Raw genomic sequence first — 25,712 nt, 5'->3', positions numbered from 1 at the left:
AAAATATTGAATATGAAAAGAATTCAGATATTATTCCTGTTATGTCTTGCATTGAGCTTTACTTTCTCAATTTTTGCGCAGGATAAGGATACCAAAGAAGTGATTATTTTACAAACAAGCGATGTGCATAGTCGTATCGAACCTGTCAATCAGAAGGGGGACGAATACTATAATAAAGGTGGTTTTCTTCGCCGGGCTGCTTTTCTCGAACAGTTCCGCAAGGAGCATAAGAATGTGCTGCTTTTCGACTGCGGAGATATTTCTCAGGGAACACCTTATTATAATATGTTCCGCGGAGAAGTGGAAGTTAAACTAATGAATGAAATGGGTTACGATGCTATGACTATCGGTAACCATGAGTTTGATTTCGATGTGGATAATATGGAACGTATTTTCAAGATGGCTAATTTCCCGGTTGTTTGTGCCAACTATAATCTGGATGCTACGGTATTGAAAGATATAGTTAAACCCTACGTCGTTCTTGAGAAATATGGTTTGAGAATTGGTGTGTTTGGCCTTGGAACCCAACCCGAAGGGATGATTCAGGCTAATAAATGCGAAGGAGTCGTTTATGAAGATCCTATCCGCGTATCCAACGAAATAGCTGCTTTGTTGAAAGACGAAGAAGGTTGTGATTTGGTAGTATGCCTGTCTCATCTGGGCATTCAAATGGATGAACATCTGGTTGCCGGAACACGCAATATCGACGTGATTCTGGGCGGGCACTCTCATACATTTATGAAAGGCCCCAAAACATACTTGAATATGGACGGAAAAGAGGTGCCTGTTATGCACACGGGAAAAAATGGTGTTCGTGTAGGCCGTCTCGATTTGACTTTGAAACATAAATGAAGATAATCCCCTCAATAGTAACGCTTTTATTCCTTATTGCGGCCGGCACGGTTTCAAGTCCGGCGCAGAATGCTACAACCGTTGAACCTCTGCTGGTGTATAAAGCCCTTCAGGACAAAGACTGCCGGCACTGGGTTGATTCGGTTATGGATAAGCTTTCCTTTAAAGAAAAGGTAGGGCAGTTGTTCATCTATACCATTGCCCCGGTAGATACCAAACGAAACCTGGAACTGTTGCGCGAAGTAATCGACACCTATAAAGTGGGCGGACTTCTCTTTTCCGGTGGGAAGATGCAAAATCAGGTTGAACTGACAAACCGGGCGCAACGGCAGGCAAAAGTCCCTTTGATGATTACCTTTGATGGAGAATGGGGACTGGCCATGCGTTTGCGTGGTATGCCTGTTTTTCCACGGAATATGGTATTGGGATGTATCCGTGACAACAAGCTGCTCTATGAATACGGGCGTGAAGTTGCTCGTCAATGCCGACAGATTGGAGTACAGGTCAACTTTGCTCCGGTGGCGGACGTGAATATAAATCCTGAAAATCCCGTAATCAATACCCGTTCTTTTGGAGAAGATCCGATACAGGTGGCTGATAAGGTTATCGCTTATGCTTCCGGTTTGGAAAGTGGAGGGGTTTTATCTGTGTGTAAACATTTTCCCGGACATGGAGATACCGATGTTGATTCGCATAAGGCGCTTCCGGTACTTCCTTTCACTCGTGAGCGTCTGGACAGTGTGGAACTTTATCCTTTTAAAGAAGCCATCCGTGCCGGATTGGGCGGTATGATGGTAGGACATTTGCAAGTTCCGGTGATAGAACCGATTGGTGGACTTCCGTCTTCCTTGTCCCGCAATGTCGTATACGATTTGCTGACAGATGAACTGGCGTTCAAAGGACTCATATTTACAGATGCGCTTGCCATGAAAGGAGTGGCGGGAAATGGAAATGTCAGTTTGCAGGCTTTGAAAGCTGGTAATGACATGGTATTGTCTCCCCGAAACTTGAAGGAAGAGATACCGGCCGTACTGGAAGCCATTGAAAAAGGAGAGTTGACCCGCGAAGATATTGAAAGCAAATGTCGTAAGGTCTTGACTTATAAATATGTGTTGGGACTGAAGAAAAAGTCGTATGTACAATTATCCGGTCTGGAACAACGGATTAACAGTCCGCAAACGCGTGATTTGGTTCGCCGGTTGAATTTAGCGGCAATAACAGTTCTGAACAACAAGAATCATATTCTCCCCTTGCATACAGACAAAGAGCAGACGATTGCATTGCTCGAGGTAGGAGATCCCGGAGAAACTGATGCGTTGGCGAAACAACTTTCCCGCTATACGTCTTTGGCTCGTTTTTCCCTTCGTGCCAATCAGACGAAAGAGGAAAATCAGCGGTTGCGTGATTCTTTGTCTACCTATAAACGGATTATTGTAGCCGTCAGTGAACAGCGGCTGGCTCCTTATCAGCCTTTCTTTGCTAAGTTTGTTCCCGAAAGCCCGGCCATTTATCTGTTTTTTACTCCCGGGAAGATGATGTTGCAGATTCAGCGCGCGGTGGCTCATGCTTCGGCGGTGGTGCTGGGACATAGCTATAGTAGTGACGTGCAGCGCCAGGTGGCAGATGTGCTATTTGCCAAGGCATCTGCAGACGGACAGTTGTCGGCAAGTCTGGGAGAACTGTTTCCAACGGGAGCAGGAGTGACTATTACCCCTAAAACGCCGTTGCATTTCGTTCCGGAAGAATACGGGCTTTCCTCTGCTCATCTAAAACGGATTGATTCCATTGCATTGGATGGTATTCATCAGGGAGCCTATCCCGGTTGCCAGGTGGTGGTGCTGAAAAACGGTCATATTATGTTCGACAAGGCTTTCGGTACTTATACGGGTAAAGGAAGTCCTCGTGTCGAATCTACGAATATCTACGATCTGGCTTCCCTTTCAAAAACGACGGGCACCTTGCTTGCCATTATGAAACTCTACGATAAGGGACGTTTTAATCTGACAGATAAAATTTCGGATCATTTGCCGTTTTTGCAACGTACTGATAAGAAAGATATAACGATTCAGGAAATTCTGTATCATCAGTCCGGTTTACCTTCCTGGATTCCTTTTTATCAGGAAGCTATTGACAAGGATAGCTATGATGGAAGATTGTTCAGCGCACGTAAAGATATCCACCATCCGGTACAGATTGGTACGACTACGTGGGCGAATCCGAAATTCAAATTCAAGAGTGAATATATTTCTCCGGTCAAGACCGGTGATTATACTGTTCAGATCTGTGACAGTTTGTGGTTAAACCGTTCTTTCCGAAAGGTGATAGAAGAGAAAATTGCAGAAGCTCCGTTAAAGCAGAAGCGCTATGTATATAGTGATGTCGGATTTATACTCTTGGGAATGTTGGTGGAACAACTGGCCGGTATGCCTATGGAAGCCTATTTGCAACGTGAGTTTTATGAGCCGATGGGGTTGGAACATACAGGTTACCTGCCTTTACGCCGTTTTGCCAAATCGGAAATTGTCCCTTCCAACAAAGACCGTTTCTTGCGTAAAGAGACTTTGCAGGGATTTGTGCATGATGAGGCTTCCGCTTTCTTTGGCGGATTGGCCGGAAATGCCGGACTTTTCTCTACTGCCCGTGATGTAGCCCGCGTTTATCAGATGTTGCTGAATGGAGGAGAAATAGATGGTCAACGCTATCTAAGCAAAGAAACCTGTCAGTTGTTTACTACGGAAACTTCAAAGATCAGCCGGCGTGGCTTGGGCTTTGACAAACCGGATGCTGATGATCCGAAGAAAGGAAATTGTGCTCCTGCTGCACCTGCCGAAGTGTACGGTCATACCGGCTTTACCGGTACATGTGCATGGGTAGATCCGGTCAATGAACTGGTTTATGTATTCCTTAGCAACCGGATTTATCCGGATGTAACAAATCGCAAACTGAACCAACTGCACATTCGTGAGCGAATACAGGGAGCTATTTATGATGCGATGAAGAAAAAATAAAAAAAGAAAGGTAAAAGGTGCCTATATTAAAAGCTACCTTTTACCTTTTTTATTATTAACGTAATATTCTGATAGTTGTCAGCCAGTCTTAGAAGGATACACCCAGGCGGAAGCCGAAGTTGCTCAATCCATCTACACTGTAATGCAGTACGTCAGCCTTGTTGGTACCATAGCTGTAGTACAAAGCAAAGTGCAAACCCGGTCCGTAAACCCATGGGAATACATTGATACCTACTTCAGGAGAAGCATAGAATCCCCAACTGTTTTCTCTTGCTTCCAGCATGCTGAAATTAGAGCGGATTTTAGCATATTCAGCACCTAATTTAGCACTGACGTATGGTTGAAAGGCTCCACCGCGATTCCACTGGTAACGTGCAGCAGCACCGAAAGGCAATTGGAAAATGGTATGTTGCTGATCGGTAGTCACTTCACCGGCGCCCATTTGGAAGGTTTCGCGACCTACATATTCGTGGTTGCTGTGATAGTTGAGGAAAAGACCCAAACCGATGTTAGGAGTCACGAAATAACCACCTTCGAAGTTCATACCCCAACCGCTTGCTTTATCAGCAAAATTGTTACTTAGCGGAGCGTTGAACTGCCAGTCGATATTTGCATATCCATTGTCCGATAGCTGTGCCTTAGCCGGCATGGCGAAGGCGATGGCAATAGCCGCCAAGGCTACTACCTTGAAGTATATATTTTTTCTTGTTTTCATAACAGTTGTAGTTGTTTATTTGTTAGTAAGATAAGGTGACTGTGTAAATGACTGGTTGACAGCTTCTACTGCAAGAGTACGGTTGATAGCTTTGGAACCAGTTTCAAATCCGGTCAGATAACTTGTCCATACAACAGGCAGTTTTTTACTGTCTCCCTGTTCGGCTTTCAAGTTCACCATTTCTGTCAGGAAGGAGTTGGTGCTATAACTATAAGTTACTGCATACGGGTAGTACCATCCACCACCCCAGTTGCCACCCCAGTAGCCAGGGCCCCAATATCCGGGATAACCCCACCACCATTCAGGTTGTGTGTAGCTGGTGAAATAATAAGTACTTGCGATGTAGCTCACTTGGATACCAAGATCTGCGCTTTCCTGGTCAGCTGCTGCTTCGTAACCTCTAGCTTCCATATTGTCTGTATAAGCTGCCAGAATTTGTTCTGCGCCTTCACCTTCGAGATATTCCGGTTCTTTACTATCACTGATGACCAGAATCTGTGGTGCCAGATAGAATGTAGGAACTTTGAAATCGGCTTTCTTGTCGTAGTTAGTGTATACCAGATAATTGTCATCCAGTTTACCCATGTCCGGGTCTTTTTCACATGAAGCGAGTGCAAAGACCGCCAATAAAATAGGAATTAATTTCTTCATATCTTTTATAATGTTTAGGTTATATAAAAATCACGCCCAGGTACCTTGGGCTTTTGATACAAACAACAAGAAAGGTGGAAAAAGGTTCGCGTGGAAATTTCTTTTGCCGGAAAATTAACATATTTCTTTGGCCCGGCGGAAAGAAAAACGGTGAGCGCTCTGCCCTATTATCAGGGAGTTTGCTCACCGTTTATTATTTACAGATATTTATTTGAAAAATCCGTTTATTAAAACAGAGGTTTTAGTAGATCCGGTATTTCTACCTTATCAAGTTCCAGTTCAGTTACCCGTTGTTTACCCAATTGAGTCAGATGGAAATACATCTGTCTCCGGTCTTCACTTCCGAGTGATCGGACGATTAGTCCTTTTTCTTCCAGTATCCGCAGCATTTTGGATGTGTGTGAGGGGCTTAGTTCGGTTTGTTTAGACAGGTTGGTAGCCGTCACTTTGTCCGAAGCCTCTTTAAGGGCACACAATATCATTGCTTCATTAAGCGTTATCTGGTACATTTTTTCAAATGCTGTTTCAAAGTTTCCCATTGCTTTGAATACATCACGCATTGCACATATTGTTTTCATACCTTATTTAAATATTTCATTTGTTCATTTTTTAAATAAATAGATTAACGTTTGCGTTATCCGCCCGTTCCATATACGTTGCTACGCCGCCAATGGTCACCTCGTCCAGGAGTTCTTCTTGTTTGACTCCCATCACGTCCATTGACATCTGGCAAGCAATAAATTCCACACCGTTTTCCAGCGCTTGCTGGCGCAGGGATTCCAGTGAATCAATCCCTTTTTTGTTCATGATATACCGCATCATTTTTCCGCCTATTCCGCCCATACTCATCTTAGAAAGTTTCAGCTTTTTGGAGCTGGAAGGCAGCATCATGCCAAACATTTTTCCGAAAATATCCTTTTCGGTTTCCGGTTTGTGCAACTTCTTGATGACGTTCAGTCCCCAGAACGTAAAGAAGATGGTGACTTTCTGCCCCGTAGCTGCTGCGCCGTTTGCTAGTACAAAAGTGGCCAAAGCTTTATCCAAATCATCACTAAACATGATAAAGGTTTTTCCTTTGCCCTCACATGAAGTAACAATATTGCACGATTTTGGTTCTCCTTTTTCTATGACAACAACAGATTTTCCTCCGGAGCTGTCTTTCGAAATCAGTTGATTGCCCGTTGAACTGCACCATGCGGCGGCGTCACGCGGAAATCCCGGATCGGTTGAGGTGATTTCCACCCGTTCGCCTGAAGCCAGTGTATCCATTGTTTTTTTCATTTTCAAAATCGGGCCGGGACATTGTAACCCGCAGGCGTCTACCCGAACTGTTTTAGCGGGGGTTGCAAGGGCATCGGCGGTGACGGCAGCCGTGGCAGTAACCGTGGTATCCGAAACCTTAGCAACCGCAGGTTGCCCAACTTGGGGACTACCTCCCTGTTGTTCGGGTGATTCGTCTATTTCATTTCCATTTTCTTCGCGTATGATAATCGGAGCAGTGGCGGCTCGATAAGTCTTCAGTCCTCCCGAGAGATTACGCACCTTGTCAAATTCATGTTGAGTCAATATCCGGTAGGCAAGATAGCCCCGTAGTCCGACAGCGCAGAAGGTATAAATCATTTTATCTTTCGGCAGTTCGGCCAGCCGGTCACGAAGCTCATCCAGCGGAATATTCACGGCACCCGGTAAGCTGCCTAAAGAATATTCGTCCGGGGTGCGGACATCCAGCAGGAACTTATTTTCCATTTCAATGTCCCGCAACTCTCTCCAATATACCGGATTGGTTTTGCCGGTAATGATGTCTTCCGCTACATATCCTGCCAGTGCTACCGGATCTTTGGCCGAAGAGAACGGAGGAGCATACGCTTGTTCCACTTTCATCAGGTCGTAGATCGTTCCCTCGTGTTTGATGACAAGCGCGAGTTCGTCAATCCGTTTGTCCACTCCGTCGTAACCGACGATTTGCCCGCCGTACAATCTTCCCGTCTTTTTGTCGAAAGTGATTTTGATACTCATCGGCATGGCATCCGGATAGTAGCCGGCATGAGAGGCGGGATGGATGGTAGATGACATATAATCTATCTCTTCCTGGCGCAGGCGCTTGCCGGGTAAACCGGTTGAAGCAACGGTCATGTCGAAAACTTTTGCGATTGAAGTGCCGATAGAACCTTCGTAAGGTATTTTTGCCCCGAGAACGTTGTCTGCAACGATGCGTCCCTGACGGTTGGCAGGTCCGGCAAGATAGTTGAGCCAGGGTTTTCCGGTGATCGGATGGCGGAACTCGATTGCGTCACCGATGGCATAAATCGATTCATCAGACGTTTGCAGGTAATCATTCACGGCAATACCTCCTGCGGGGCCGATAGTCAGTTCGGCAGCTCGTGCCAGACTGGTTTCCGGGCGTACTCCGATCGACAGGATAACGATATCGGCAGAAATGGACTGACCATTTTTGAACGTTACTTTCAATCCTTTTCCCTCCCGGCTAAAAGAGGCGACAGCTTGTTCCAGATAAAGATTGACTCCTTTATCCATCAAGTGCTGGTGGACGAGCGATGCCATCGAGAAGTCGATAGGAGCCATCACTTGATTGCCCATTTCCACAATCGACACTTTCGCTCCCTGTGTATGTAAGTTTTCCGCCATTTCCAGACCGATAAATCCGGCTCCTACGATAACGGCTTTTCGCGGAGCGTGGCTCTTGATATATTCTTTGATCCGATCCGTGTCGGTGACATTCCTTAACGTGAAGATTCCGCTAAGGTTGATTCCCGGAAGAGGAGGACGCACCGGGGAAGCTCCGGTGGAGATGACTAATTTATCGTAGCTCTCCTCATAAGTGTCTTCACTGCTTTGCCGGATGGTCACTGTCTTTCTTTTCCGGTCAATAAAAATCGCTTCGTTTTCTGTACGTACATCTACACGGAAGCGTGTAGAGAAGGCTTCGGGCGTTTGCACGAACAATTTATCCCGTTCCTCTATCACTCCTCCTATATAATAAGGAAGGCCGCAATTGGCGTATGATATATACTTTCCTTTTTCCAAAAGGATAATTTCTGCTGTTTCATCTACTCGTCTGATTCGGGCAGCAGTGGTGGCTCCTCCTGCAACTCCCCCAATAATAATTATTTTCATCTGTTTATAGTGTAAATAGTTTCCTGTGGAAATAACAAACAGGGGCGAAGAAATGTTCATGGATTCAGATAAAAAAACTATATTTGCGCACCCTGTTTTTCATTCTTCTATATTAATGTAGACAATTTGTATGAATAAAATTCTTATTATTGACGATGAAGTCCAGATTCGCAGCCTTTTAGCTCGTATGCTGGAACTTGAGGGCTATGAAGTGTGTCAGGCAGGTGATTGCAAAACTGCCATCAAACAACTGGAAATTCAATTGCCCGACGTAGCTTTATGTGATGTTTTTCTTCCTGATGGAAACGGAGTGGATCTGGTTTTGAATATCAAAAAAATAGCTCCCAATGTGGAAGTGATTCTTCTTACTGCTCACGGTAATATTCCCGACGGGGTGCAGGCTATCAAAAACGGTGCGTTTGATTATATAACGAAAGGAGATGATAATAACAAGATTATCCCTCTCATTAGTCGTGCCGTAGAGAAAGCAAAAATGAATGTCCGTCTCGAAAAACTGGAAAAGAAGGTCGGGCAAATGTACTCGTTCGATTCTATCCTGGGGGAGTCAAAAGTGCTGAAAGAGTCGGTGTCTTTGGCGCAGAAGGTGTCTGTGACAGATGTTCCCGTATTGCTGACGGGAGAAACCGGAACAGGAAAGGAGGTCTTTGCGCAGGCTATACATTATAACAGCAAGCGGAGCAAACAGAATTTTGTGGCGGTCAACTGTTCGTCTTTCAGCAAAGAACTGCTCGAAAGCGAGATGTTCGGACATAAGGCAGGTTCGTTTACCGGTGCGTTGAAAGATAAGAAAGGGCTTTTTGAAGAGGCCAATAACGGAACGATCTTTCTGGATGAAATCGGAGAGATGGCTTTCGAATTGCAGGCAAAGTTACTGCGTATCCTTGAAACAGGAGAATATATAAAGATCGGTGATACCAAGCCGACAAGAGTCAATGTGCGTATCATCGCTGCTACCAACCGGAATTTGCAGGAGGAGATCAAAGCCGGGCATTTCCGTGAGGACTTGTTTTATCGTCTTTCGGTTTTCAGGTGCATCTTCCTTCGCTTCGTGAACGTACCGGTGATATCAGAATTCTTGCAACTGCTTTTGCCAAAAGTTTCTCCGAAAAACTTTCGTATGCCATCAATGAGATGACTCCTGCTTTTTTGGAAGCGCTGGAACAACAGCCGTGGAAAGGGAATATCCGTGAGTTGAGAAATGTGATTGAGCGTAGCCTGATTGTTTGCGAAGGTGGACGGCTGGATATCTGCGACCTTCCTTTGGAAATCCAGAACACTCATTATGAATGTTCGGACGATAGTACAGGTAGTTTTGAACTGGCTGCAATGGAGCGCAGGCATATTGCGCGTGTGTTGGAATATACGAAAGGGAATAAAACGGAAGCTGCCCGCTTGTTGAAAATCGGACTTACCACCCTGTACCGGAAGATAGAGGAATATAAAATCTAAGCATACATTTTCTTAAGTCCTTTTATGCTGGCTTTGGGATATATAGCATTTCAAAATAGGCAAAAAGGACTTGAGAAACCATACCATAAGGACTATCGGAAATTTTTTGCATTTTCTTCCTCTTTGTCAATCAAAGTTGTGGCACTGCTTTTGATGGCTTGAATAATAGAAGAAGTGAAGCCTTTGTGCTCCAGTTCGTTCAATCCTTTTATAGTGGTTCCGCCCGGAGTGGTTACTTTCTCTATTTCCAGCAATGGATGAGTGTTATGATTCAGAATCAGTTCTGTCGTTCCTTCCATGCTATACGCTGCCATTTGCATGGCATCCTTGCCGGGAATTCCTAGCTCAATCCCTGCCTGCATAACCGCTTGCATATATTTTAAGGCGAAAGCTATTCCGCTGGAGGTTAATGCGGAAGTGGTATCTAGTTGTTTCTCTTGCAGGAACAGGCATTTTCCTCCTTCTTCAAATATCTGTTTTATTAATTGCTGATATTCTTTATCGGTTCCGCGGGAAGCTATCAAAGTGAGGCTGGAACGTTCTGTAATGGCCATATTGGGAACTGCCCGAAAGATAGGCATCTCGGCTTCTGTTAAATGAGCCAGGTGGGAGATACATACTCCGGACACAAGAGATACGAGGATTTGTGTACGCGAGAAACGTAGAGGGGACAATACTTCATCTACTTTCCAGGGATTGATGGCGAGGACGATTACTTCAGCTTCCGATATGGCTTGTTGGTTATCGGTCGTTATGTGTATTGCAGGGAAATGTTCTTGCAGTCTCTCCAGTTTATCGATATTTGGATTGGAGACAATAATGTCTTTCTCATTGTAAAGATGTCCTTGCGCCAGACAAGTGACGATTGCACTCCCTATGTGTCCGGCTCCTATAATAGCTATTTTCATCTCTTTATTTTTTTTATTTGGCTTTCAGATGTCTCTTTTTATCCGGCTTTGAATCAGGCTGCGCACTGACTCTCAAAAAATTGTCTGGATAGCGAACCAATCAGTCTGTTTTTATCTGTGGTATGTACAGATAGTGTGAAACAATGATCGCTTCCTCCATAAGAAATGAGAGATACGGGGATATCTTTGATAGTATCCATAATATGGCTTTCTACTTGTGTGCGTTCCCAATGAAGGGAGCCGATGATATGTATTACAGACATATTTTCGTCCATAACCATTTCGGCATATTTGTGTAGTTCCCTTTGAATGATTCGCAGGGTGTCCCGGCTGGCTGTCAGCATCATCGAGATGGATACATTGGATGAGGCCATTGAGATGACATTGATTTGATATTTGTTGATAACTTCCAATATCTTACCCATAAACAAATATCCGGGCAATACATTCAATGAGGTAAAACGCACAAAAGTAGCCGAATCCTGTGAGAGGATGGCCTTGACACTGTTGCCTGTGTCATGGGAAGATATATAGAGTCGTTCTGTTGACAGATCGTGTGTATCGGTTAGGCGGATAACTATATTGGAGCGTGCCGCAAGGGTTATACAATCTGCGTAGAGCAGGTGTACTCCGCTGTTAATCAGTTGTTCGGCTTCTATGTAGGTTAGTGAATGTTGTTCTCGCAGGCAATTCCGGTTTGCGTAGATATGATTGATAGGGGTGGATAACAGTATTTCGTCCGCTTTGAATAGGGTGGCAAGCACTGTTGCATAGTAATCATTGCGTTGTTCGCTCATGAAGTCTATTTCACCATACACATTTCTGCAAATGGAAAGTGGGGCGATAAAAATATCTACATTCCGGTTCTCGTCAATGTATTGTTGGATAGATTCCTGAATATATGGGATATCCGGCTTTCTTTCCAGGTTGATCTGTATAAGTTTGCCGGTATCTAATGTTTGGGCACGAAGACCCTGTTGACGTAAGCAATAAGTGAATAAATCGCTGGATAATCCGTATATTTCCGCTTTTATCATTTTATCAATCAGTAAATCTGCTTTGTCTTCTACAAGTATATGTATTTTCTTTATACACTCCAGAATCCGGTTTTTAATTTCCTGATTTAAGTGCGAATCTGTAATGAGATGATTGGCAAGGGTACAGCAATATGCTTCGATGGCATTGACTGTGGTATGAGAAGCTTCATCTTCTTCGTGAAACCAACTGATGGAAATAGCCTGTAACCACTCCTGTAATTGTGCCAATATAGGGACTACAGCTACATAAGGATGTTCTTTCTGAATACAATTGATTACTTGCTTCATTTCATCCTCATCTTTAATTTTCTCGAATTTACAAACTTTCATTGTTATCTGGTTATTTATTGGTTACTACTCTTTTCAAAATGATATGCCTTTTTTCAAAAGAGAAAGATATTTAAGAATTATTCCTTAGCTTTAGAATATGGTATATCTGTATAAATCAATCTGTTAATGTTGCAATCAATGTTTTTAATACATTTCTTTACTATAAGTAATCTGCTAATACCATACCACATTGGGATATGAAAATAAGATTTCTTATCTTTGTTGCGTAATTGATTGATAAACCAGCAATATTCATCCATTTATGAAACTCTGCATATAGCTACGCTCAACGAATAGCATCATTTCTAACAGGGCTATTCAGCTATCCGACAGGCAACTACTCGCCTGGCAAAGAGTTTTATATCCATTTTTATAAATTTACGGAACTGTGTGCTGCTATGATGTGGTATACCGTATCGTGTTATTTTTAAGTTGAGCAATGAATTATACATATAAGCAAATATGGCTCATCAACTTTCCTGTGATGATGAGCATTCTGATGGAACAATTAATCAATATTACCGACGCTATTTTCCTGGGGCATGTGGGAGAAGTCGAACTGGGAGCTTCTGCGCTTGCCGGAATCTATTATTTAGCTGTTTATATGTTGGGCTTCGGATTCAGCATCGGGCTGCAGGTAATGATTGCCCGGAGAAATGGGGAACAACATTATAAAGAGACGGGACGTACATTTTTTCAGGGAGTATATTTCCTGTCGGGGATGGCAGTCATTCTTTGCCTATTGCTCCATTTGGCTTCTCCCTTGATCCTGCGCCGGTTGATAACTTCGGATGAAATTTATCAGGCAGTGATTCATTATCTGGATTGGCGTAGCTTCGGTTTGTTATTCTCATTTCCTTTTTTAGCTTTCCGGTCTTTTCTGGTAGGGATAACAACGACCAAAGCATTGTCCGTGGCAGCTATCATGGCTATCTGTATCAATATTCCTTTTAACTATCTGCTGATATTCAAACTGAATCTGGGTATATCCGGGGCGGCGATGGCTTCTTCTTTGGCAGAGTTCGGAGCTTTTATCGTACTCCTATTATATATGTGGGTGAGGGTAGATAAAGTGAAATATGGGCTGAAGGTCGTTTATGATGGGAAAGTGTTAATAAAGTTGTTGAGGATATCTGTATGGAGTATGCTTCACTCTTTTGTCAGCGTTGCTCCCTGGTTTCTGTTCTTCGTTGCTATCGAGCATCTGGGAAGGACAGAGCTTGCTATTTCCAATATTACTCGTAGTGTTTCTACCGTCTTTTTTGTGATTGTCAACTCTTTTGCATCCACTACTGGTTCATTAGTCAGCAATCTAATTGGGGCGGGGCAGGGGAAGGAACTTTTTCCCGTTTGCCATAAAGTTCTTAGGTTGAGTTATGCCGTGGGGGGGCCATTGATAGTTATGGCTCTTTGGGGTAACCAATGGGTTATCGGATTTTATACGAATAACGATAATCTGGTGAGACTAGCTTTCTATCCTTTTATAGTTATGCTGTTGAATTATGCTTTTGCACTGCCCGGATATGTTTATATCAATGCTGTTACCGGTACAGGAAAGACGAAGCTCGCCTTTATCTTCCAGTTAATCACCATTCTTGTATATTTGATTTATCTGTATCTGTTAAGTGAATGTTTTCATGCTTCTCTGACTGTGTATATGACGGCAGAATATTTGTTTGTTATTTTATTAGGGATACAATCTATCATTTACTTAAAGAGGAAATCCAACTAGAATATGTATTTTTGTACTTTCAATACTTGATACTTTCTCGAAATGACTGAAGATATAAAGAATAAACTTTTAATGTGTGCGGAGATGTATCATCGCGCAGACTTTATACAAAGCGATCCGGTGCAGTTTCCCCATCGTTATACGCTGAAACAGGATATCGAAGTCAGCGGTTTGCTGACAGCGATTATGAGTTTTGGCAATCGCAAACAGATCTTGAAGAAAGCGGACGAATTGCACGGGCTAATGGGAGATTCGCCTTATCAGTATGTATTGTCCTGCCAGTGGGAGAAGGATTTTCCTTCAGGAGCAACCAATAGCTTTTATCGGATGTTGTCGTATGCTGATTTTTATGGATACTTTCGGCGATTATATATAGCTTATACACAGTTTGAAAGTCTGGAGGAAGCTTTGATGTTATATCCCGGAATACCAATGGAAAAGTTATGTGCATTTCTTGAAGTTTCTGCCAAAAGTCCTCAAAAGAAACTGAATATGTTTTTGCGTTGGATGATTCGTCGGGATTCGGAGGTCGATTTGGGGATTTGGGAAAGTTTTGATCGCAGAGATTTGATTGTTCCTTTAGATACACATGTATGCCGGGTAGCACATTATTTCAAGTTGACGGATACGGAAACTTTTTCTTTGAAAAATGCCCGTCAGATAACGGCAGCATTGGCTACAGTCTTTCCGGATGATCCTTGTCTGGGCGATTTTGCTCTGTTCGGCTTGGGGGTGAATGGGGAGATTTAAATAGATAAACTAATAGTACTGATTTTTCCGGCTATTATCGAAAATATAGTGTTTTCTTAAGTTATTTCGATTATAACCGGAAAAGTCGATATTAAACCAACTTTATTCGATTATAATCGAAAAACTGGAGAACTGTTAGAACGTTGTTATCTTGTTTGTGAAATCCCTCCAACCATTTGCGTTCTTATATTTTTCCACAGATTCGGCAGGAACACGAATGACGGTAATATCATCCGGAAATCCGTACCATACTTTTTCAAATACCTGCGGAGGTGTTGTCCCTTCTACCTTTACTTCTTTAATACCTGTATTATTGAAAGCCGAAAAATTAATCTGTGTGACGTTTGCCGGAATGGTTAATTGGGTCACTTTCCTATTACCACCCAGTAATCCCTGTCCCAATATCCGAATACTTTCAGGTATTTCGAAGCGAGCCAATTTCGGACATCCTTCAAGACAATAGGGGTGGATCATAGCTTCGGGGTCATCATTGAAAGTACTCCCGTAGGTGGTCACTTCCGCCAATTCCGGGCAGTAATAAAAGGCTCTTTGCGCCATGGTTGTAACGCCGTTCGGTAACTTCACGGTTGTAACGCTACTTTCCCGGAATGTTTCCAATCCGATTGTTTTTACATTTTCCGGAATCTCAATCGTTTTCAGTTGAGATGTCTTAAGGAATGCCTGTGCTCCGATTTCTTTTAGTGTCGCAGGCAGCAGCACTTCTTCAACGCCCGCATATACAAAAGTGCTGGCGGGAAGTTTGGTGAGTTTCGTTTGGCTTAAATCTGCTTTTTTCAAATTCCGGCAATAGTAGAAAATGTTTTCCTCCATCTGTTCCAGGCTTGATGGAAATACTATTTCCTGAATGGCCGAATTGAAGAAAGCCATATCTCCAATCGATTTTAATCCTTCATTGAGTACTACCTTTGCTGTTTGGCTGTTGCTGAAGGCAGCTTTCGGGATTGATCTCACGCTATTGGGAAGTATGATTTCATTGTATCCTTTCAATATTTCCGTCAATACTCCGTTTTCTATACGGACGGGTGAAACCTGAACAGAAAAGCTTTTCTGTTTTCCTTCCAGTGTGATGGTTACTTCTTGTTTTTCGACAGGCGTGGATGAAGAGAAACCGCTGATCTGTTCCGGGGTAACTTTTACAGGCCGTTGTTTCCCGTCATCATATTTTCCTGTCACGTTAAGGCCGGTTAAGTCTATATTCTCTCCTAATGCATAAATTGTTTTTGAGGGTAGCTGTTCTATGAAGAAATCTTCAAGTGAAGCCTCTATGGGTTCAACAGGATTTGCTGCCGAAGGTGAATCTTTTCTGTATTCGTCATTTTCGGTGCTGCAACTTAGTAATATTGTTCCCAAAAACATTTGCAGGCAAAGTGCTGTAATTATATAAAGTCTAGTTTGCTTCATGTGATAAAGGCTTAGTTAGGGAATTGGGTTAAACGTATTTCTACTTTTACGGCTTTTCCGGCTTCTACGGTTTTGCCGGAAGACCATATCTGATAGTTGTTAGGGCCGCCCCCTTCTTGTACCACGAATGTCAGGAACCGTTGCGACTGCGTTGCAAACCATTCCTCTCGTGGCAGTACAAAGGTGGCCATACCACTTTCATTTGTCTGTATGATTGCAGTTGGCAAAGTTAAATTATCTTTTTCAAAAACCTTATAATCCTTTTCATTATACATTTTTACGGGAACGCCCGTTGCAATTTTTCCATTCTCATCATAAACGGATACCACTACTTTTGCTTCTTTCATTTCTTCGTTTCCTTTTTCGCATGCTACCATGAAAAGCATGGCGCTTAATAGAATAACAATCTTCTTCATAATCTTTTCTTTTTTCTAATTTTTCGAATGCAAAAGTAATAAGATTGCATCAAATTCGGGTTGTGATGCAATCTCGCAAATCTAACACTTTGATTTAAAGTATATTGATATTCAATGGATTATGAAAGATATATTCTAAGATTTCTAACACAGGTCTAACACCTATCCGAAAAGTGCTAAAAACAACTCTTTATTGGCCGTTTCTGCCGATTTGATACGTGATTTGAGCCGTGACTTGCGAGCATATACATTAGCTACCGTATCTTTCATAAACAAACTGATTACTTGTGGAGAGAAACCTACAAAAATATAACAAAGCAGTCGTATGTCAGCTTCTTTCATTGACGAAAATTCATTCCGCAACTTCTCCATTGCATTATCATGGCAGGTATTTACGATAAGTTCCAGTTCTTGCAACATTGCATTGTTCTCTGCAAAATCGGTGATAATCTGTTTCACTTCGTGGAACATGGCTGCTTGTTGCGATGCGGTATTCTCACGTTCATAGTAAGTCTTTCCCAGTTTGTCAATGATGTCGAATCGTGAAGCTATCAAACCTTTTAAATGGCTTTCTGCATTGCGCTGTCCTTCCATATGTTCTGTCAGGGTTTTGTATTGGGCGTTGGCTTCTTCCGCCAATAGCAGGTAGCGGTCGGTACGTTCGCGTTGCAGGCGCAGACGTTGACGGATGATGTAGTATGCTACCCCTATTATTAGAAAAATTACGCTTGCTATGGTAATCTCCCAGGTAGTACGGTTCTTCATCCGGTATTCGGCAAATTTGGAGCGTTCCTTGAAATAGTCACGTTCCACCATACCGGCGGAGAATTGCATATTTGAACGTGTCAGCGAGTCAGTCAGATAGATATAATGGTGTATCTTCTCTGTCGCTTTCTCGAAGTTTCTGGCCTGCGCTTCAATCCGATAAGCGGTGTATTGCAGGTCTGCCATGTCACGTATATCGGTGGAATGTGTTTCTGCAAGTGCCAGATAGTAGCGTGCGCTGTCTATACGGTTTTTTAGTAGATTCACATCTACTAATGTATGGTATCCGTATAACGTATCTTGCCGGGCAGAGAGTTCGATGCGTTGCAGTAGGTCATGAGGAATTTGTTTCTTGCCTGACACCACATAGAGAGAAGCAAGATTGGTGAGACTGGCTTTGGCTAACTTATTGTACTTGTGCTCATCAGCCAAATCGAGTGCGGCAGAATAGAGTCGCATGGCTTTCTCCATATCTTTTGAATTGAAAGTTGCGGCTGCCATATCGAGAGTTGCCTCTGTTTCTTCACGAGTGTTATCAGTCTGCCGGAAGTTATTGCGAGCTTCACGAAAATAATGATAAGCCCGGCTATAGTTCATTTGGTCATAATACACTTCACCGATTTGACTGTATAAAAGCCCTGCATAATAAGGCTCATTGGTATCTTTCAGTTTCTCTTCAATTTCTAGGAAAAGACGTAACGCTCCCGGTTTGTCTCCTGCGCGCAGTTTAACCCGTCCCCAATAATAGAGAGTTTTGCATTGGCGGCGTAAATCTTTGGGATGATGTTTATAATGGCTCCAAGCCTGGCGAATGAGCGAATCATTGGTTACTTTGATGTGATTTTTGTCTAAAGCCTCTGAATAAAGCAACGCATACCTGGCCTGTTCAGCCTGGCCGCCTTCCGATTTGAGTTGTTGTAATATTGTTAAGGCACTATCCGGCTTATTTTGTAACAGTGCTTCCGCCTCATCAAGCCGGGAAATCTGTTCTCTGTTATAACATCCTGTAAAAAAGAGAATTACTAATAGTTCGAGTATAATTCTGCATTTCATGCTGTGAATGTAGTGAAAATATTTCGAGTTTAGTATGGAATCGTCATATCTTTATAATTCTTATGATGTTTAATTTTGTAAAGGTAGGAAAATAGATTCGAGTTGAATTTTTCGGACTAATATCAATATATCTTGAATATATAGTCTTTTAATAGTTCTTTTTCAACTTTAAAGTTGAATGTTTGTTGTGTTATACTACATTATTCATATCTTTGCATAAAGATATTTTAGATATGGATATAGAAACAGTCGATAAATTCTTGAAAGAATTTAAAGATAAGGCTAGGGTTTTCGGGATTATCTTTCGCATAGATAGAAAGAAGAATATGCAAGCTTTGCTTGATTTGGAGATTTCGGCAATTATGCGTGAAAAGATAATAATGTCTTTGACAGTTGAGGACTATTATAAAGGTCCTACGGAAGATAAGTTGAATTATATGGGAGAACTTTGGAAGTTTGGCAAGTCCGTAGATAAAAAGGAGGTTTATATCAAAATAAGTAAAGGTACTGGAGCAAATTCTCCAATCTGTGTCTCCTTTCATTTGGCAGAGAGAAAAATAGAACATCCTTTCAAAAATAAAAAGTAGAAGTTATGAAAAGTCCGTTTACAGGTGGTGACGCTGCATTGTGTCATGAGAAGCAATCATTTGAATTTCGAAAAGACAATTTTGAGATAGTATATCATTTTTATAGATGTAAGGATACAAATGAAGAGTTTACTACAACTGAACTTGATCAACTGAATATGAATCAAGTTTATAATTTGTATCGTCAGAAATATGCGATACCATTTCCGGATGAAATAAAAAGAGTCCGGGAATTATATGGTATATCTGCACTTCGAATGTCTAAACTTTTAGGTTTTGGCGATAACCAATATAGAAAATACGAAGAAGGAGAGACGCCTAGTGTGTCTAATGGAAAAATGATTTCAGCTTTGAAAGATCCTCATTTCTTTTTGGAAATTCTGAAACTTGCTCAAAATCAGTTTCCCAATGATGAGATACTTAAAATTGAAAAAAGGGTAAAGGAACTGTTATTAAATAATTCCTGTTTTGAGAATAAAATAAATGAATTTATATTTCACAACCATTTGTCTTTACGTTCAAGTATGAATGGGTATGCTTCTGTCATTCCCGAGAAGGTTAAGCAGATTATTGTCTTTTTTGCATCTGCATTACAAGGAGTTTTTGAAACAAAACTAAATAAATTATTATTTTATTCTGATTTTCTTTCCTATAAGAAATATGGTAAAGGTATTAGCGGGTTACAATACCAAGCTATAAGTTATGGGCCTGTTCCTGTGCGTTATAGTACTATATATGAGAACTTGGACGGATTAAAAAAGGAAATCATAAATTTGGGAAATGGTTATTCTGGAAGTATAATTACAACTGTTGAGCAATTTGAACAATCTTTATTTACAGTTGAAGAATTAGAGGTTTTACAATGTGTATTAGTTCATTTTGAGAAGAGTAAGGCTAATGAAATTTCAGAAATGAGTCATGCTGAAGAAGCGTGGCGTCAAAATGAAAAACAGCATAGCTTGATTGATTATAGTTATGCGTTTGATTTGAGACAGTTGTAATGTAAGCCCCCTTCCTAGTTCTGTATAAACAGAGAATCGCTATAAACTTATTAGATTTATATAGCGATTCTATAATTTATACGGGGACTTGAAGTTTTATGTAGTTTTAATTTATACCTTACAGAACATCCGGCTCCTAATAATAGACTATAATTGGGATTATCGTCCGTTCTTGTTTTTATGTATCTAATTAAATCATTTACAGAACGTTCTTTAATTTTTAACTCTTCTCTAATCTCTGTTAGTGTGTACATAGTATTTAATTTAAAAATTGAATTTACAAAATTATTGAAACAATATTATATTCCAAAGCTTTTGGATGTTTTCTATCATATGTGGAATGAAAAATATTCCAAATCGCATTTGATTTTATCTTGAATAATTACTATGGGTATATATGCTGTAGCTTATCACTTAGGGATATTTGCTTATTAGTCTTATTAAACTTTCATTTTCTTTCTCCACCTCTGAAACCCTCTCATCAAACTTTCCTCTTCCACCGACTCCGCCATATCATACTTTATCACAAACTCATGCATTGACTTTATATACATCACTCCATTTTTGAACTTATTTTCCAACAGGAATGAATAAAGCTCCGCTTTCATTTCCACCTCAATTTCCTTTTCGATAATAAAGATACTGTCCTGCCCGAAATAATTATAAACTTCCGGATTCTTCCCTTGCCTTGGGCTGGGAAGAACAAAACAGATATTTCCTGTCTCTTTCCAGGAGACGCCTTGCGGATGAGGAACGGATAATTGATGCAGGAAGTGATAAATGGGAGTGAGGTGGGAGAGGTGGATTGGAGTGGGGAGCCTTGAAGGTGGATTGTTGTGCGATTGAAGTTCTAAACTTTGTCCGTATCGGACATACATATACCTCGCCAGATATGGCTTGATGGCAAACGTGACTGTAACCATGGGAATTGAATTTTGGATTGTTGAAATTTGTTGTATACTGATTGCCGCTTCGTGCGGCAGATTCTGTCGTGTTTGTTGGAAAAAATCCCATGGGTTACGGGGACGGAATTTTAATTCAGTAAGAAGTTGAAATTCAAATGGTTACAAATGCCGGTTTTTCCTTTAAAACCAACGGGCCGTTCCTTTAAAAGGAACGACCCGTTGCACACCGAGGAATGACCTCTTCCTTTTAAAGGAACGGACGGCTCCCTAAAATCCATAGTGCAAAGCTATACCTAATATTCTAATTTTTCAAAAGGAATAATAGCGATAATATCTGTATTGTGTAATGAAATATCATAAATAGTATACATCTCTAATTTATGCGTATGCATATTGGAAATATGTAATAAAAATATACTGATTACTAGAACGTGTATTTTAACTATATTTATTAGATAACTATTCTTAAAGTGGAAAAACTTTTTATTCCACTTCTTGTTTCTTGCGTAACGGGCGGAAAAATAGTTCTGATAAATAAGGTGAACTTTGTACTTTTACGTCTCAAACAAAAAAAGCAAGATATGATAACATCAGTGAAACTTATGCTGAACAAGAGCAGGATATTGAATAATGGCAGTTACCCTTTAGTATTTCAGGTGATACACAATCGGAGAAAAAAGTTACTGTATACAGGCTACCGGGTGAAAGAAGAGGTGTTTGACGAGCTGGAAGGGAAGATTATGAATGGCGTAAGTTCTACTTTTACGGCTACGGAGGTCGTGAAAATGAACCGCGAGCTACGGAAGATGCGGAATCAGATTGATACACGGATCAGGCAGCTTGAGCGAACAAGGGAAGAATTTACAGTGGAGGATATTCTGGCTCAAAATGCTTTTGGTACAGGAAAACCACAGTTTTATTTATTGCGATATATCAATACGCAGATTGAACGGAAGCAGGAACTGAAGAAAGTGGGAATGGCTGCGGCCTACAAGAGTACTCGTTCGTCGTTGGCAAAATTTATAAGTCGCCCCGATGTGCGGATGTCGGAGGTTGATTTGGCGTTCGTCAGGAGATATGAGGATTTCCTGTATAGTAACGGTGCTTCCGGCAATACGGTAAGTTATTATCTGCGCAACTTGCGCTCTTTGTATAACCAGGCGGTAATGGACGGCTATCATCCCCGTGTCGAATATCCGTTTGCTAAAGCGCAGACCCGTCCGGCGAAGACTGTGAAACGCGCTTTGTCACGGAAGGATATGCAGATTCTGGCGGACTTGGATTTGACGAATGAACCGCAACTGGAGTTTGCCCGCGATTTGTATCTGTTTAGCTTTTATGCGCAGGGAATGGCTTTTGTTGATATTGTTCTTTTGAAGAAGGTCGATATTTGCAATGGTGTGCTGACCTATTCCCGTCATAAGTCGAAACAGTTGATTCGTATAGCGGTGACTCCGCAGATGCAGGGCTTGATAGATAAATATAAGACAGAAAATGAGTATCTCTTTCCGATAATCAGCGGTGAATATGCTTCTGGATACAAACAGTATCGTTTGGCGTTGGGCCGTATTAACCGGCATTTGAAGAAAATCGCTGTTGTAGCTGATATTGAAGTACCGTTGACGACATATACTGCACGCCATACCTGGGCTACCCTCGCACGTGACTATGGAGCTCCGATTTCTGTGATTAGTGCCGGACTTGGACACACTTCGGAAGAAATGACACGCGTCTATTTAAAGGATTTTGATGTATTCATGCTCAATCAGGTGAATAGCATCGTTACAAACTTATCCAAATGAAATAATTATTTGTAATATAATCTGTTGAAAATTAGAATATGTCATATTTTTATTTATCTTTGCAATATTGTAATCTATTCCGTAATAGAGATGTATATTAAAAATACCTTTGTTTCTTAATATATTTCACGCTGCAAAGTAAATGAAATTTTTCATTATTGAATTTATCATAAAGTCCAATAATTTATTCATTTTGTACAGATAGAGATAATAATGGCTAACTCGTTTGATTGGTTGCCTGACATTGCTCTATCAGTTGTTTGGGGGTACATCCGAAATGTTGTTTGCAGTAACGGTTGAAGTTACCTTGCGAATCAAATCCCAATTCTTCAATGATATCTTTTATACATACTCCCGGTTTCGTCATTTTTTCCAATATTCTTTGGTTCTTTTGTTTCAGCATCCACTGTTTAGCTGTCATACCAAACACTTCATTGAATTTGATAAAAAAACAGCTTCTTCCCATATTCGATAGTGAGATAAGCTGCTCTATATTATCTACTTTGGTATGATTGTGCATGACAAAATCTTTAAAATCCACTTCTTTTCCGATAATGGGGTGGAATAATGCTGCAATCTCCTGTTTTTCATAAAATCCTCGTAAAAGAAAGAAAAACTCTCGTTGCATCAGCCCGTGTAAGTGTGCGCAACTCATTCCGTTTTTGATGCAGTGAGTTAATACCTCGAGAAATAGTGTTAGTGGATAGCGTATTTTAATTGGTGAAAAGTCATATTTAATGTTGTTGCATACATTTGATAAAGACTGTAATATGAGCTTGTCACAGTTCTCTGCAGGTATATCGAAAAACATGGAGAGCAGGCTTGAATCGGTTTCCGCAAATCCTTTTAGCCGGGAAGAACGAGGGATGAGTATCATTTCTCCGGCATGAAACAGCTTGTTATGAAACTGGTTGCAACAAATGGTGAAATCGCCTTTCAGAAAGAACAGAAGATAATTTTTAGTTGTATTATCTTCTTCAAATGCTGCATTCTTGGCGAATTCAAGATATTTGAATCCGGTTTCAATCGTTGTCATGTAGTTTTGACATGACTGATGTTCTTCAATGTACAAAAGTTCGCTTTTTGTATGTTTTGTTTCCATGGCAATAACTGTTTTGATTGTTTAGTCTGTTACTTATCTGTTTGTTTCACAATTGTTTCAGTATCTATTTTTTTAATGAATTATATATCAGAATAATATTATTTATTTTGTTTGTTATGATTCATTATATTATGATATTGAAACATTCTGTTATTAGTTTCTGTAATATAATTCGTTGATAATTAAATGTTTATTATTTATGTGTAATTATGCATCTCTATTACGGAATAGAGATGCATAAGAAATAGTTTGAAAAGACTGTATAAAATGAATGATTGTATAAGAAATAAAGCCGGCTTACTTATTGGTCTATTTACTTTGCTAGGATGTTTTGCGATTAGAGCACAAGATATAGCAGTAAAAACGAATTTACTTTATGGCGGGTTGTTACAAACACCAAACATAGGGGTGGAATGGGGAATATCTCCCAAACTGACTGTTGACTTGTGGGGAGCCTACAATCCTTTTCCTTTGGGTAAGAATGGTTATGGTTCCAACAATAGAAAAATGAAGCATTGGTTGATACAATCAGAGCTTCGCTATTGGCTTTGTGAACGGTTCAATGGACATTTCTTTGGCGGACATTTGTTTTATGGACAATATAATGTCAGTAATATTCGATATTGGGGACTAGGTGACTTTAGAAGACAGGGAAATCTTGCCGGATTCGGATTCAGTTATGGGTATCAGTGGATTCTTTCACCACATTGGAGTATAGAAGGGACATTAGGGATCGGCTATGCACACCTGCATTATAGTAAATACCCGTGTAAGGAATGTGGTAAGCGTTTAAGCGTAAACAACCGTAATTATTTAGGGCCTACACGTGCCGCTGTATCTATCATATATTTACTTAAATAATATCCCAAATGAATAGTTTTCAGATTATAATACTTTCCTTTTTTATGAGTATAACGGTCATGTCAGTTTCCGCTCAAAATAATGATTCGATCAAGATCAATAATTTTTCTATAGAGAAGAATGCTCAAGGTGATTCTGTGAGTTTGAGATTTCATTTGATGATTGCTCCCGGCATTACAAAAGCAAATGATGAGTTGTTGCTTACACCTATATTGATAGATATAAAGGGAAATCACTCTTTTGCTTTCCCTGTCATACGCGTAAATGGCAAAATACGGGAGAAAATAGTTCGAAGACAAAAAGTGCTTCACTCATCAAAAGCAGAGAAAGACTTAATATATACAGTATCCAATCGGCAATGGAATACAATAACATGTTCAACTCCGATGTTAGCCAATCAACTTTGGATATGGCAGGCAAAGTTAGTGTTACGGCGGCAACTTGGAAATTGCTGTATGAAAAAGGAGTTGGATATGGTGGAATTGTTTACGTGGAGCCGGACGGATGGATATTCTATTGTTAAGCCGGAAATAAAGAATAAGGTGGAAATACCGGAAATGTTACCGCATAAATGTGCTACGGAAGTACTGGCTGAAACAGAGAAATTTGTAGAACCCATAGATAACTATTCAGCGGGTAAAAGGATTCTGGCGGGCGAGCAGGAAGGAGCACAGATTGTTTATTTCAAGCTTGCAAAGGCAGAGATAGATAGCAATTATCTGGATAATGAGAGAGTGTTGGAACATATTATTGATGTAATTCGCCGTATTAGTGAAGATCCCGAAGTAGAGATAGCTCGCGTAGTGCTATTGGGGCTTTCCTCACCCGAGGGGGCTTTTGAATTCAACAAACGATTGTCTGGAAAACGAGCTGAAGCGCTGAAGCAATATATAGCCGACCGGATTGCTTTGGCGGATAGTTGCTTTGCGCTTGTGAATGGTGATGAGGGCTGGGAAGAACTACGTTATAAAGTGGAACATTCTGGTATGGAATACCGTAAGGAAGTATTGAATATTATTGATTCTGTTCCGATAATGAAAGGGCGTGAGGGACAGTTGCAACGTTTGAAAAGAGGAGTGCCCTATCGTTATTTGGAAGAACACTTCTTTCCGCAACTGCGTCGAGCAGGATACATCAAGGTGTATTACCGGATGAAGAATGGAACCGTATAAATCTCAATATATAATAATTTATTTTTTAATCATAAAAC

20 protein-coding genes and 1 pseudogene are annotated in these 25,712 nt (G+C 41.0%); 10 read left to right on the top strand and 11 right to left on the bottom strand.

The window, feature by feature from the left end; genetic code table 11:
* Positions 1–12 precede the first annotated feature (12 nt).
* Both BSCG_RS26710 and BSCG_RS26715 read left to right on the top strand, forming a co-directional pair.
* Positions 13–852: a bifunctional metallophosphatase/5'-nucleotidase gene (locus tag BSCG_RS26710; RefSeq protein ID WP_008649825.1), complete on the top strand. Its 840-nt coding sequence runs from the start codon at positions 13–15 to the stop codon at positions 850–852.
* On the top strand, positions 849–3,860 hold the full coding sequence (locus tag BSCG_RS26715) for a glycoside hydrolase family 3 N-terminal domain-containing protein (RefSeq protein ID WP_008774582.1): 3,012 nt from the start codon (positions 849–851) through the stop codon (positions 3,858–3,860). Before BSCG_RS26710 ends, BSCG_RS26715 begins: the two co-directional genes overlap by 4 nt.
* 88 nt (positions 3,861–3,948) lie before the next feature.
* Here the strand turns inward: BSCG_RS26715 and BSCG_RS26720 are convergent, their stop codons facing one another.
* The 4 genes from BSCG_RS26720 to BSCG_RS26735 all read right to left on the bottom strand — a co-directional run bounded on the left by BSCG_RS26720 (position 3,949) and on the right by BSCG_RS26735 (position 8,361).
* On the bottom strand, positions 3,949–4,575 hold the full coding sequence (locus BSCG_RS26720) for an outer membrane beta-barrel protein (protein ID WP_008019936.1): 627 nt from the start codon (positions 4,573–4,575) through the stop codon (positions 3,949–3,951).
* A 15-nt stretch (positions 4,576–4,590) separates the two neighbouring features.
* Positions 4,591–5,226, bottom strand: a complete 636-nt coding sequence (locus BSCG_RS26725) for a DUF4136 domain-containing protein (RefSeq protein WP_004314298.1) — start codon at positions 5,224–5,226, stop codon at positions 4,591–4,593.
* Between the two features lie 227 nt (positions 5,227–5,453).
* Entirely contained in the window at positions 5,454–5,804 is a 351-nt protein-coding gene (locus BSCG_RS26730; protein WP_004314299.1) for a winged helix DNA-binding protein, read from the bottom strand.
* Positions 5,805–5,835: 31 nt separating this feature from the next.
* A complete protein-coding gene (locus BSCG_RS26735; protein WP_008774580.1) occupies positions 5,836–8,361 on the bottom strand; it encodes an FAD-dependent oxidoreductase in 2,526 nt (841 codons plus the stop codon).
* A 130-nt stretch (positions 8,362–8,491) separates the two neighbouring features.
* Here BSCG_RS26735 and BSCG_RS26740 point away from each other — a divergent pair.
* Positions 8,492–9,831, top strand: a pseudogene (locus BSCG_RS26740) (sigma-54-dependent transcriptional regulator).
* A gap of 92 nt (positions 9,832–9,923) precedes the next feature.
* Here BSCG_RS26740 and proC read toward each other — a convergent pair.
* Together proC and BSCG_RS26750 are read right to left on the bottom strand one after the other, a co-directional pair.
* On the bottom strand, positions 9,924–10,739 hold the full coding sequence (gene proC / locus BSCG_RS26745; RefSeq protein WP_008774578.1) for a pyrroline-5-carboxylate reductase: 816 nt from the start codon (positions 10,737–10,739) through the stop codon (positions 9,924–9,926).
* A gap of 53 nt (positions 10,740–10,792) precedes the next feature.
* Positions 10,793–12,106, bottom strand: a complete 1,314-nt coding sequence (locus tag BSCG_RS26750) for a lysine-sensitive aspartokinase III (RefSeq protein WP_008774577.1) — start codon at positions 12,104–12,106, stop codon at positions 10,793–10,795.
* Between the two features lie 439 nt (positions 12,107–12,545).
* Between BSCG_RS26750 and BSCG_RS26755 the strand changes: the two genes are divergently transcribed.
* Both BSCG_RS26755 and BSCG_RS26760 read left to right on the top strand, forming a co-directional pair.
* Positions 12,546–13,838, top strand: coding sequence for an MATE family efflux transporter (locus tag BSCG_RS26755; protein ID WP_008774576.1), 1,293 nt, complete (start codon positions 12,546–12,548; stop codon positions 13,836–13,838).
* A 42-nt stretch (positions 13,839–13,880) separates the two neighbouring features.
* On the top strand, positions 13,881–14,588 hold the full coding sequence (locus BSCG_RS26760; RefSeq protein WP_008774575.1) for a TIGR02757 family protein: 708 nt from the start codon (positions 13,881–13,883) through the stop codon (positions 14,586–14,588).
* Positions 14,589–14,723: 135 nt separating this feature from the next.
* Here BSCG_RS26760 and BSCG_RS26765 read toward each other — a convergent pair whose 3' ends face one another.
* The 3 genes from BSCG_RS26765 to BSCG_RS26775 form a co-directional block, all read right to left on the bottom strand.
* Positions 14,724–16,010 carry a leucine-rich repeat protein gene (locus BSCG_RS26765; protein ID WP_008774574.1) on the bottom strand — a complete coding sequence of 429 codons (1,287 nt, stop codon included), beginning with the start codon at positions 16,008–16,010 and terminating at the stop codon, positions 14,724–14,726.
* Between the two features lie 11 nt (positions 16,011–16,021).
* Positions 16,022–16,426: a hypothetical protein gene (locus tag BSCG_RS26770; RefSeq protein WP_008649835.1), complete on the bottom strand. Its 405-nt coding sequence runs from the start codon at positions 16,424–16,426 to the stop codon at positions 16,022–16,024.
* Between the two features lie 162 nt (positions 16,427–16,588).
* The gene (locus BSCG_RS26775; RefSeq protein WP_008774573.1) at positions 16,589–18,244 is read right to left on the bottom strand and encodes a hypothetical protein; all 1,656 of its coding nucleotides are present in this window, start codon (positions 18,242–18,244) and stop codon (positions 16,589–16,591) included.
* A 233-nt stretch (positions 18,245–18,477) separates the two neighbouring features.
* Between BSCG_RS26775 and BSCG_RS26780 the strand changes: the two genes are divergently transcribed.
* Together BSCG_RS26780 and BSCG_RS26785 are read left to right on the top strand one after the other, a co-directional pair.
* On the top strand, positions 18,478–18,831 hold the full coding sequence (locus BSCG_RS26780; protein WP_008649839.1) for a type II toxin-antitoxin system MqsR family toxin: 354 nt from the start codon (positions 18,478–18,480) through the stop codon (positions 18,829–18,831).
* Positions 18,832–18,836: 5 nt separating this feature from the next.
* Positions 18,837–19,832, top strand: coding sequence for a type II toxin-antitoxin system antitoxin SocA domain-containing protein (locus BSCG_RS26785; protein ID WP_008774571.1), 996 nt, complete (start codon positions 18,837–18,839; stop codon positions 19,830–19,832).
* A gap of 440 nt (positions 19,833–20,272) precedes the next feature.
* Here the strand turns inward: BSCG_RS26785 and BSCG_RS26790 are convergent, their stop codons facing one another.
* Positions 20,273–20,755: a hypothetical protein gene (locus BSCG_RS26790; RefSeq protein ID WP_008649850.1), complete on the bottom strand. Its 483-nt coding sequence runs from the start codon at positions 20,753–20,755 to the stop codon at positions 20,273–20,275.
* Between the two features lie 563 nt (positions 20,756–21,318).
* On the opposite strand from BSCG_RS26790, the gene BSCG_RS26795 reads away from it, so the two are divergent.
* Positions 21,319–22,539 (top strand): site-specific integrase, encoded by a 1,221-nt coding sequence (locus BSCG_RS26795; protein ID WP_008774570.1) that lies wholly within the window; start codon positions 21,319–21,321, stop codon positions 22,537–22,539.
* Positions 22,540–22,756: 217 nt separating this feature from the next.
* On the opposite strand, the gene BSCG_RS26800 is transcribed toward BSCG_RS26795, so the two are convergent.
* Positions 22,757–23,641 carry a helix-turn-helix transcriptional regulator gene (locus BSCG_RS26800; protein WP_008774569.1) on the bottom strand — a complete coding sequence of 295 codons (885 nt, stop codon included), beginning with the start codon at positions 23,639–23,641 and terminating at the stop codon, positions 22,757–22,759.
* Between the two features lie 267 nt (positions 23,642–23,908).
* On the opposite strand from BSCG_RS26800, the gene BSCG_RS26805 reads away from it, so the two are divergent.
* Positions 23,909–24,502, top strand: coding sequence for a DUF3575 domain-containing protein (locus tag BSCG_RS26805; RefSeq protein ID WP_008774568.1), 594 nt, complete (start codon positions 23,909–23,911; stop codon positions 24,500–24,502).
* 8 nt (positions 24,503–24,510) lie between these two features.
* On the top strand, positions 24,511–25,674 hold the full coding sequence (locus tag BSCG_RS26810; protein WP_008774567.1) for a DUF3868 domain-containing protein: 1,164 nt from the start codon (positions 24,511–24,513) through the stop codon (positions 25,672–25,674).
* The last annotated feature ends 38 nt before the right edge of the window (positions 25,675–25,712 follow it).

It is taken from the genome of Bacteroides sp. 2_2_4, assembly GCF_000157055.1.
Classification (GTDB): domain Bacteria; phylum Bacteroidota; class Bacteroidia; order Bacteroidales; family Bacteroidaceae; genus Bacteroides; species Bacteroides ovatus.
This window is presented reverse-complemented; position numbering and strand designations above follow the sequence as displayed.

Excerpts from the sequence above, each read along its gene's own strand:
- BSCG_RS26785 (WP_008774571.1), top strand. The coding sequence starts at position 18,837 with ATGAAAAGTCCGTTTACAGGTGGTGACGCTGCATTGTGTCATGAGAAG.
- BSCG_RS26730 (WP_004314299.1), bottom strand. The coding sequence starts at position 5,804 with ATGAAAACAATATGTGCAATGCGTGATGTATTCAAAGCAATGGGAAAC.
- BSCG_RS26715 (WP_008774582.1), top strand. The coding sequence starts at position 849 with ATGAAGATAATCCCCTCAATAGTAACGCTTTTATTCCTTATTGCGGCC.
- BSCG_RS26720 (WP_008019936.1), bottom strand. The coding sequence starts at position 4,575 with ATGAAAACAAGAAAAAATATATACTTCAAGGTAGTAGCCTTGGCGGCT.
- BSCG_RS26735 (WP_008774580.1), bottom strand. The coding sequence starts at position 8,361 with ATGAAAATAATTATTATTGGGGGAGTTGCAGGAGGAGCCACCACTGCT.
- BSCG_RS26760 (WP_008774575.1), top strand. The coding sequence starts at position 13,881 with ATGACTGAAGATATAAAGAATAAACTTTTAATGTGTGCGGAGATGTAT.
- BSCG_RS26805 (WP_008774568.1), top strand. The coding sequence starts at position 23,909 with ATGAATGATTGTATAAGAAATAAAGCCGGCTTACTTATTGGTCTATTT.
- BSCG_RS26795 (WP_008774570.1), top strand. The coding sequence starts at position 21,319 with ATGATAACATCAGTGAAACTTATGCTGAACAAGAGCAGGATATTGAAT.
- BSCG_RS26810 (WP_008774567.1), top strand. The coding sequence starts at position 24,511 with ATGAATAGTTTTCAGATTATAATACTTTCCTTTTTTATGAGTATAACG.
- BSCG_RS26755 (WP_008774576.1), top strand. The coding sequence starts at position 12,546 with ATGAATTATACATATAAGCAAATATGGCTCATCAACTTTCCTGTGATG.
- BSCG_RS26725 (WP_004314298.1), bottom strand. The coding sequence starts at position 5,226 with ATGAAGAAATTAATTCCTATTTTATTGGCGGTCTTTGCACTCGCTTCA.
- BSCG_RS26770 (WP_008649835.1), bottom strand. The coding sequence starts at position 16,426 with ATGAAGAAGATTGTTATTCTATTAAGCGCCATGCTTTTCATGGTAGCA.
- BSCG_RS26775 (WP_008774573.1), bottom strand. The coding sequence starts at position 18,244 with ATGAAATGCAGAATTATACTCGAACTATTAGTAATTCTCTTTTTTACA.
- BSCG_RS26710 (WP_008649825.1), top strand. The coding sequence starts at position 13 with ATGAAAAGAATTCAGATATTATTCCTGTTATGTCTTGCATTGAGCTTT.
- BSCG_RS26765 (WP_008774574.1), bottom strand. The coding sequence starts at position 16,010 with ATGAAGCAAACTAGACTTTATATAATTACAGCACTTTGCCTGCAAATG.
- BSCG_RS26800 (WP_008774569.1), bottom strand. The coding sequence starts at position 23,641 with ATGGAAACAAAACATACAAAAAGCGAACTTTTGTACATTGAAGAACAT.
- BSCG_RS26750 (WP_008774577.1), bottom strand. The coding sequence starts at position 12,106 with ATGAAAGTTTGTAAATTCGAGAAAATTAAAGATGAGGATGAAATGAAG.
- proC (WP_008774578.1), bottom strand. The coding sequence starts at position 10,739 with ATGAAAATAGCTATTATAGGAGCCGGACACATAGGGAGTGCAATCGTC.
- BSCG_RS26780 (WP_008649839.1), top strand. The coding sequence starts at position 18,478 with ATGGATATAGAAACAGTCGATAAATTCTTGAAAGAATTTAAAGATAAG.
- BSCG_RS26790 (WP_008649850.1), bottom strand. The coding sequence starts at position 20,755 with ATGGTTACAGTCACGTTTGCCATCAAGCCATATCTGGCGAGGTATATG.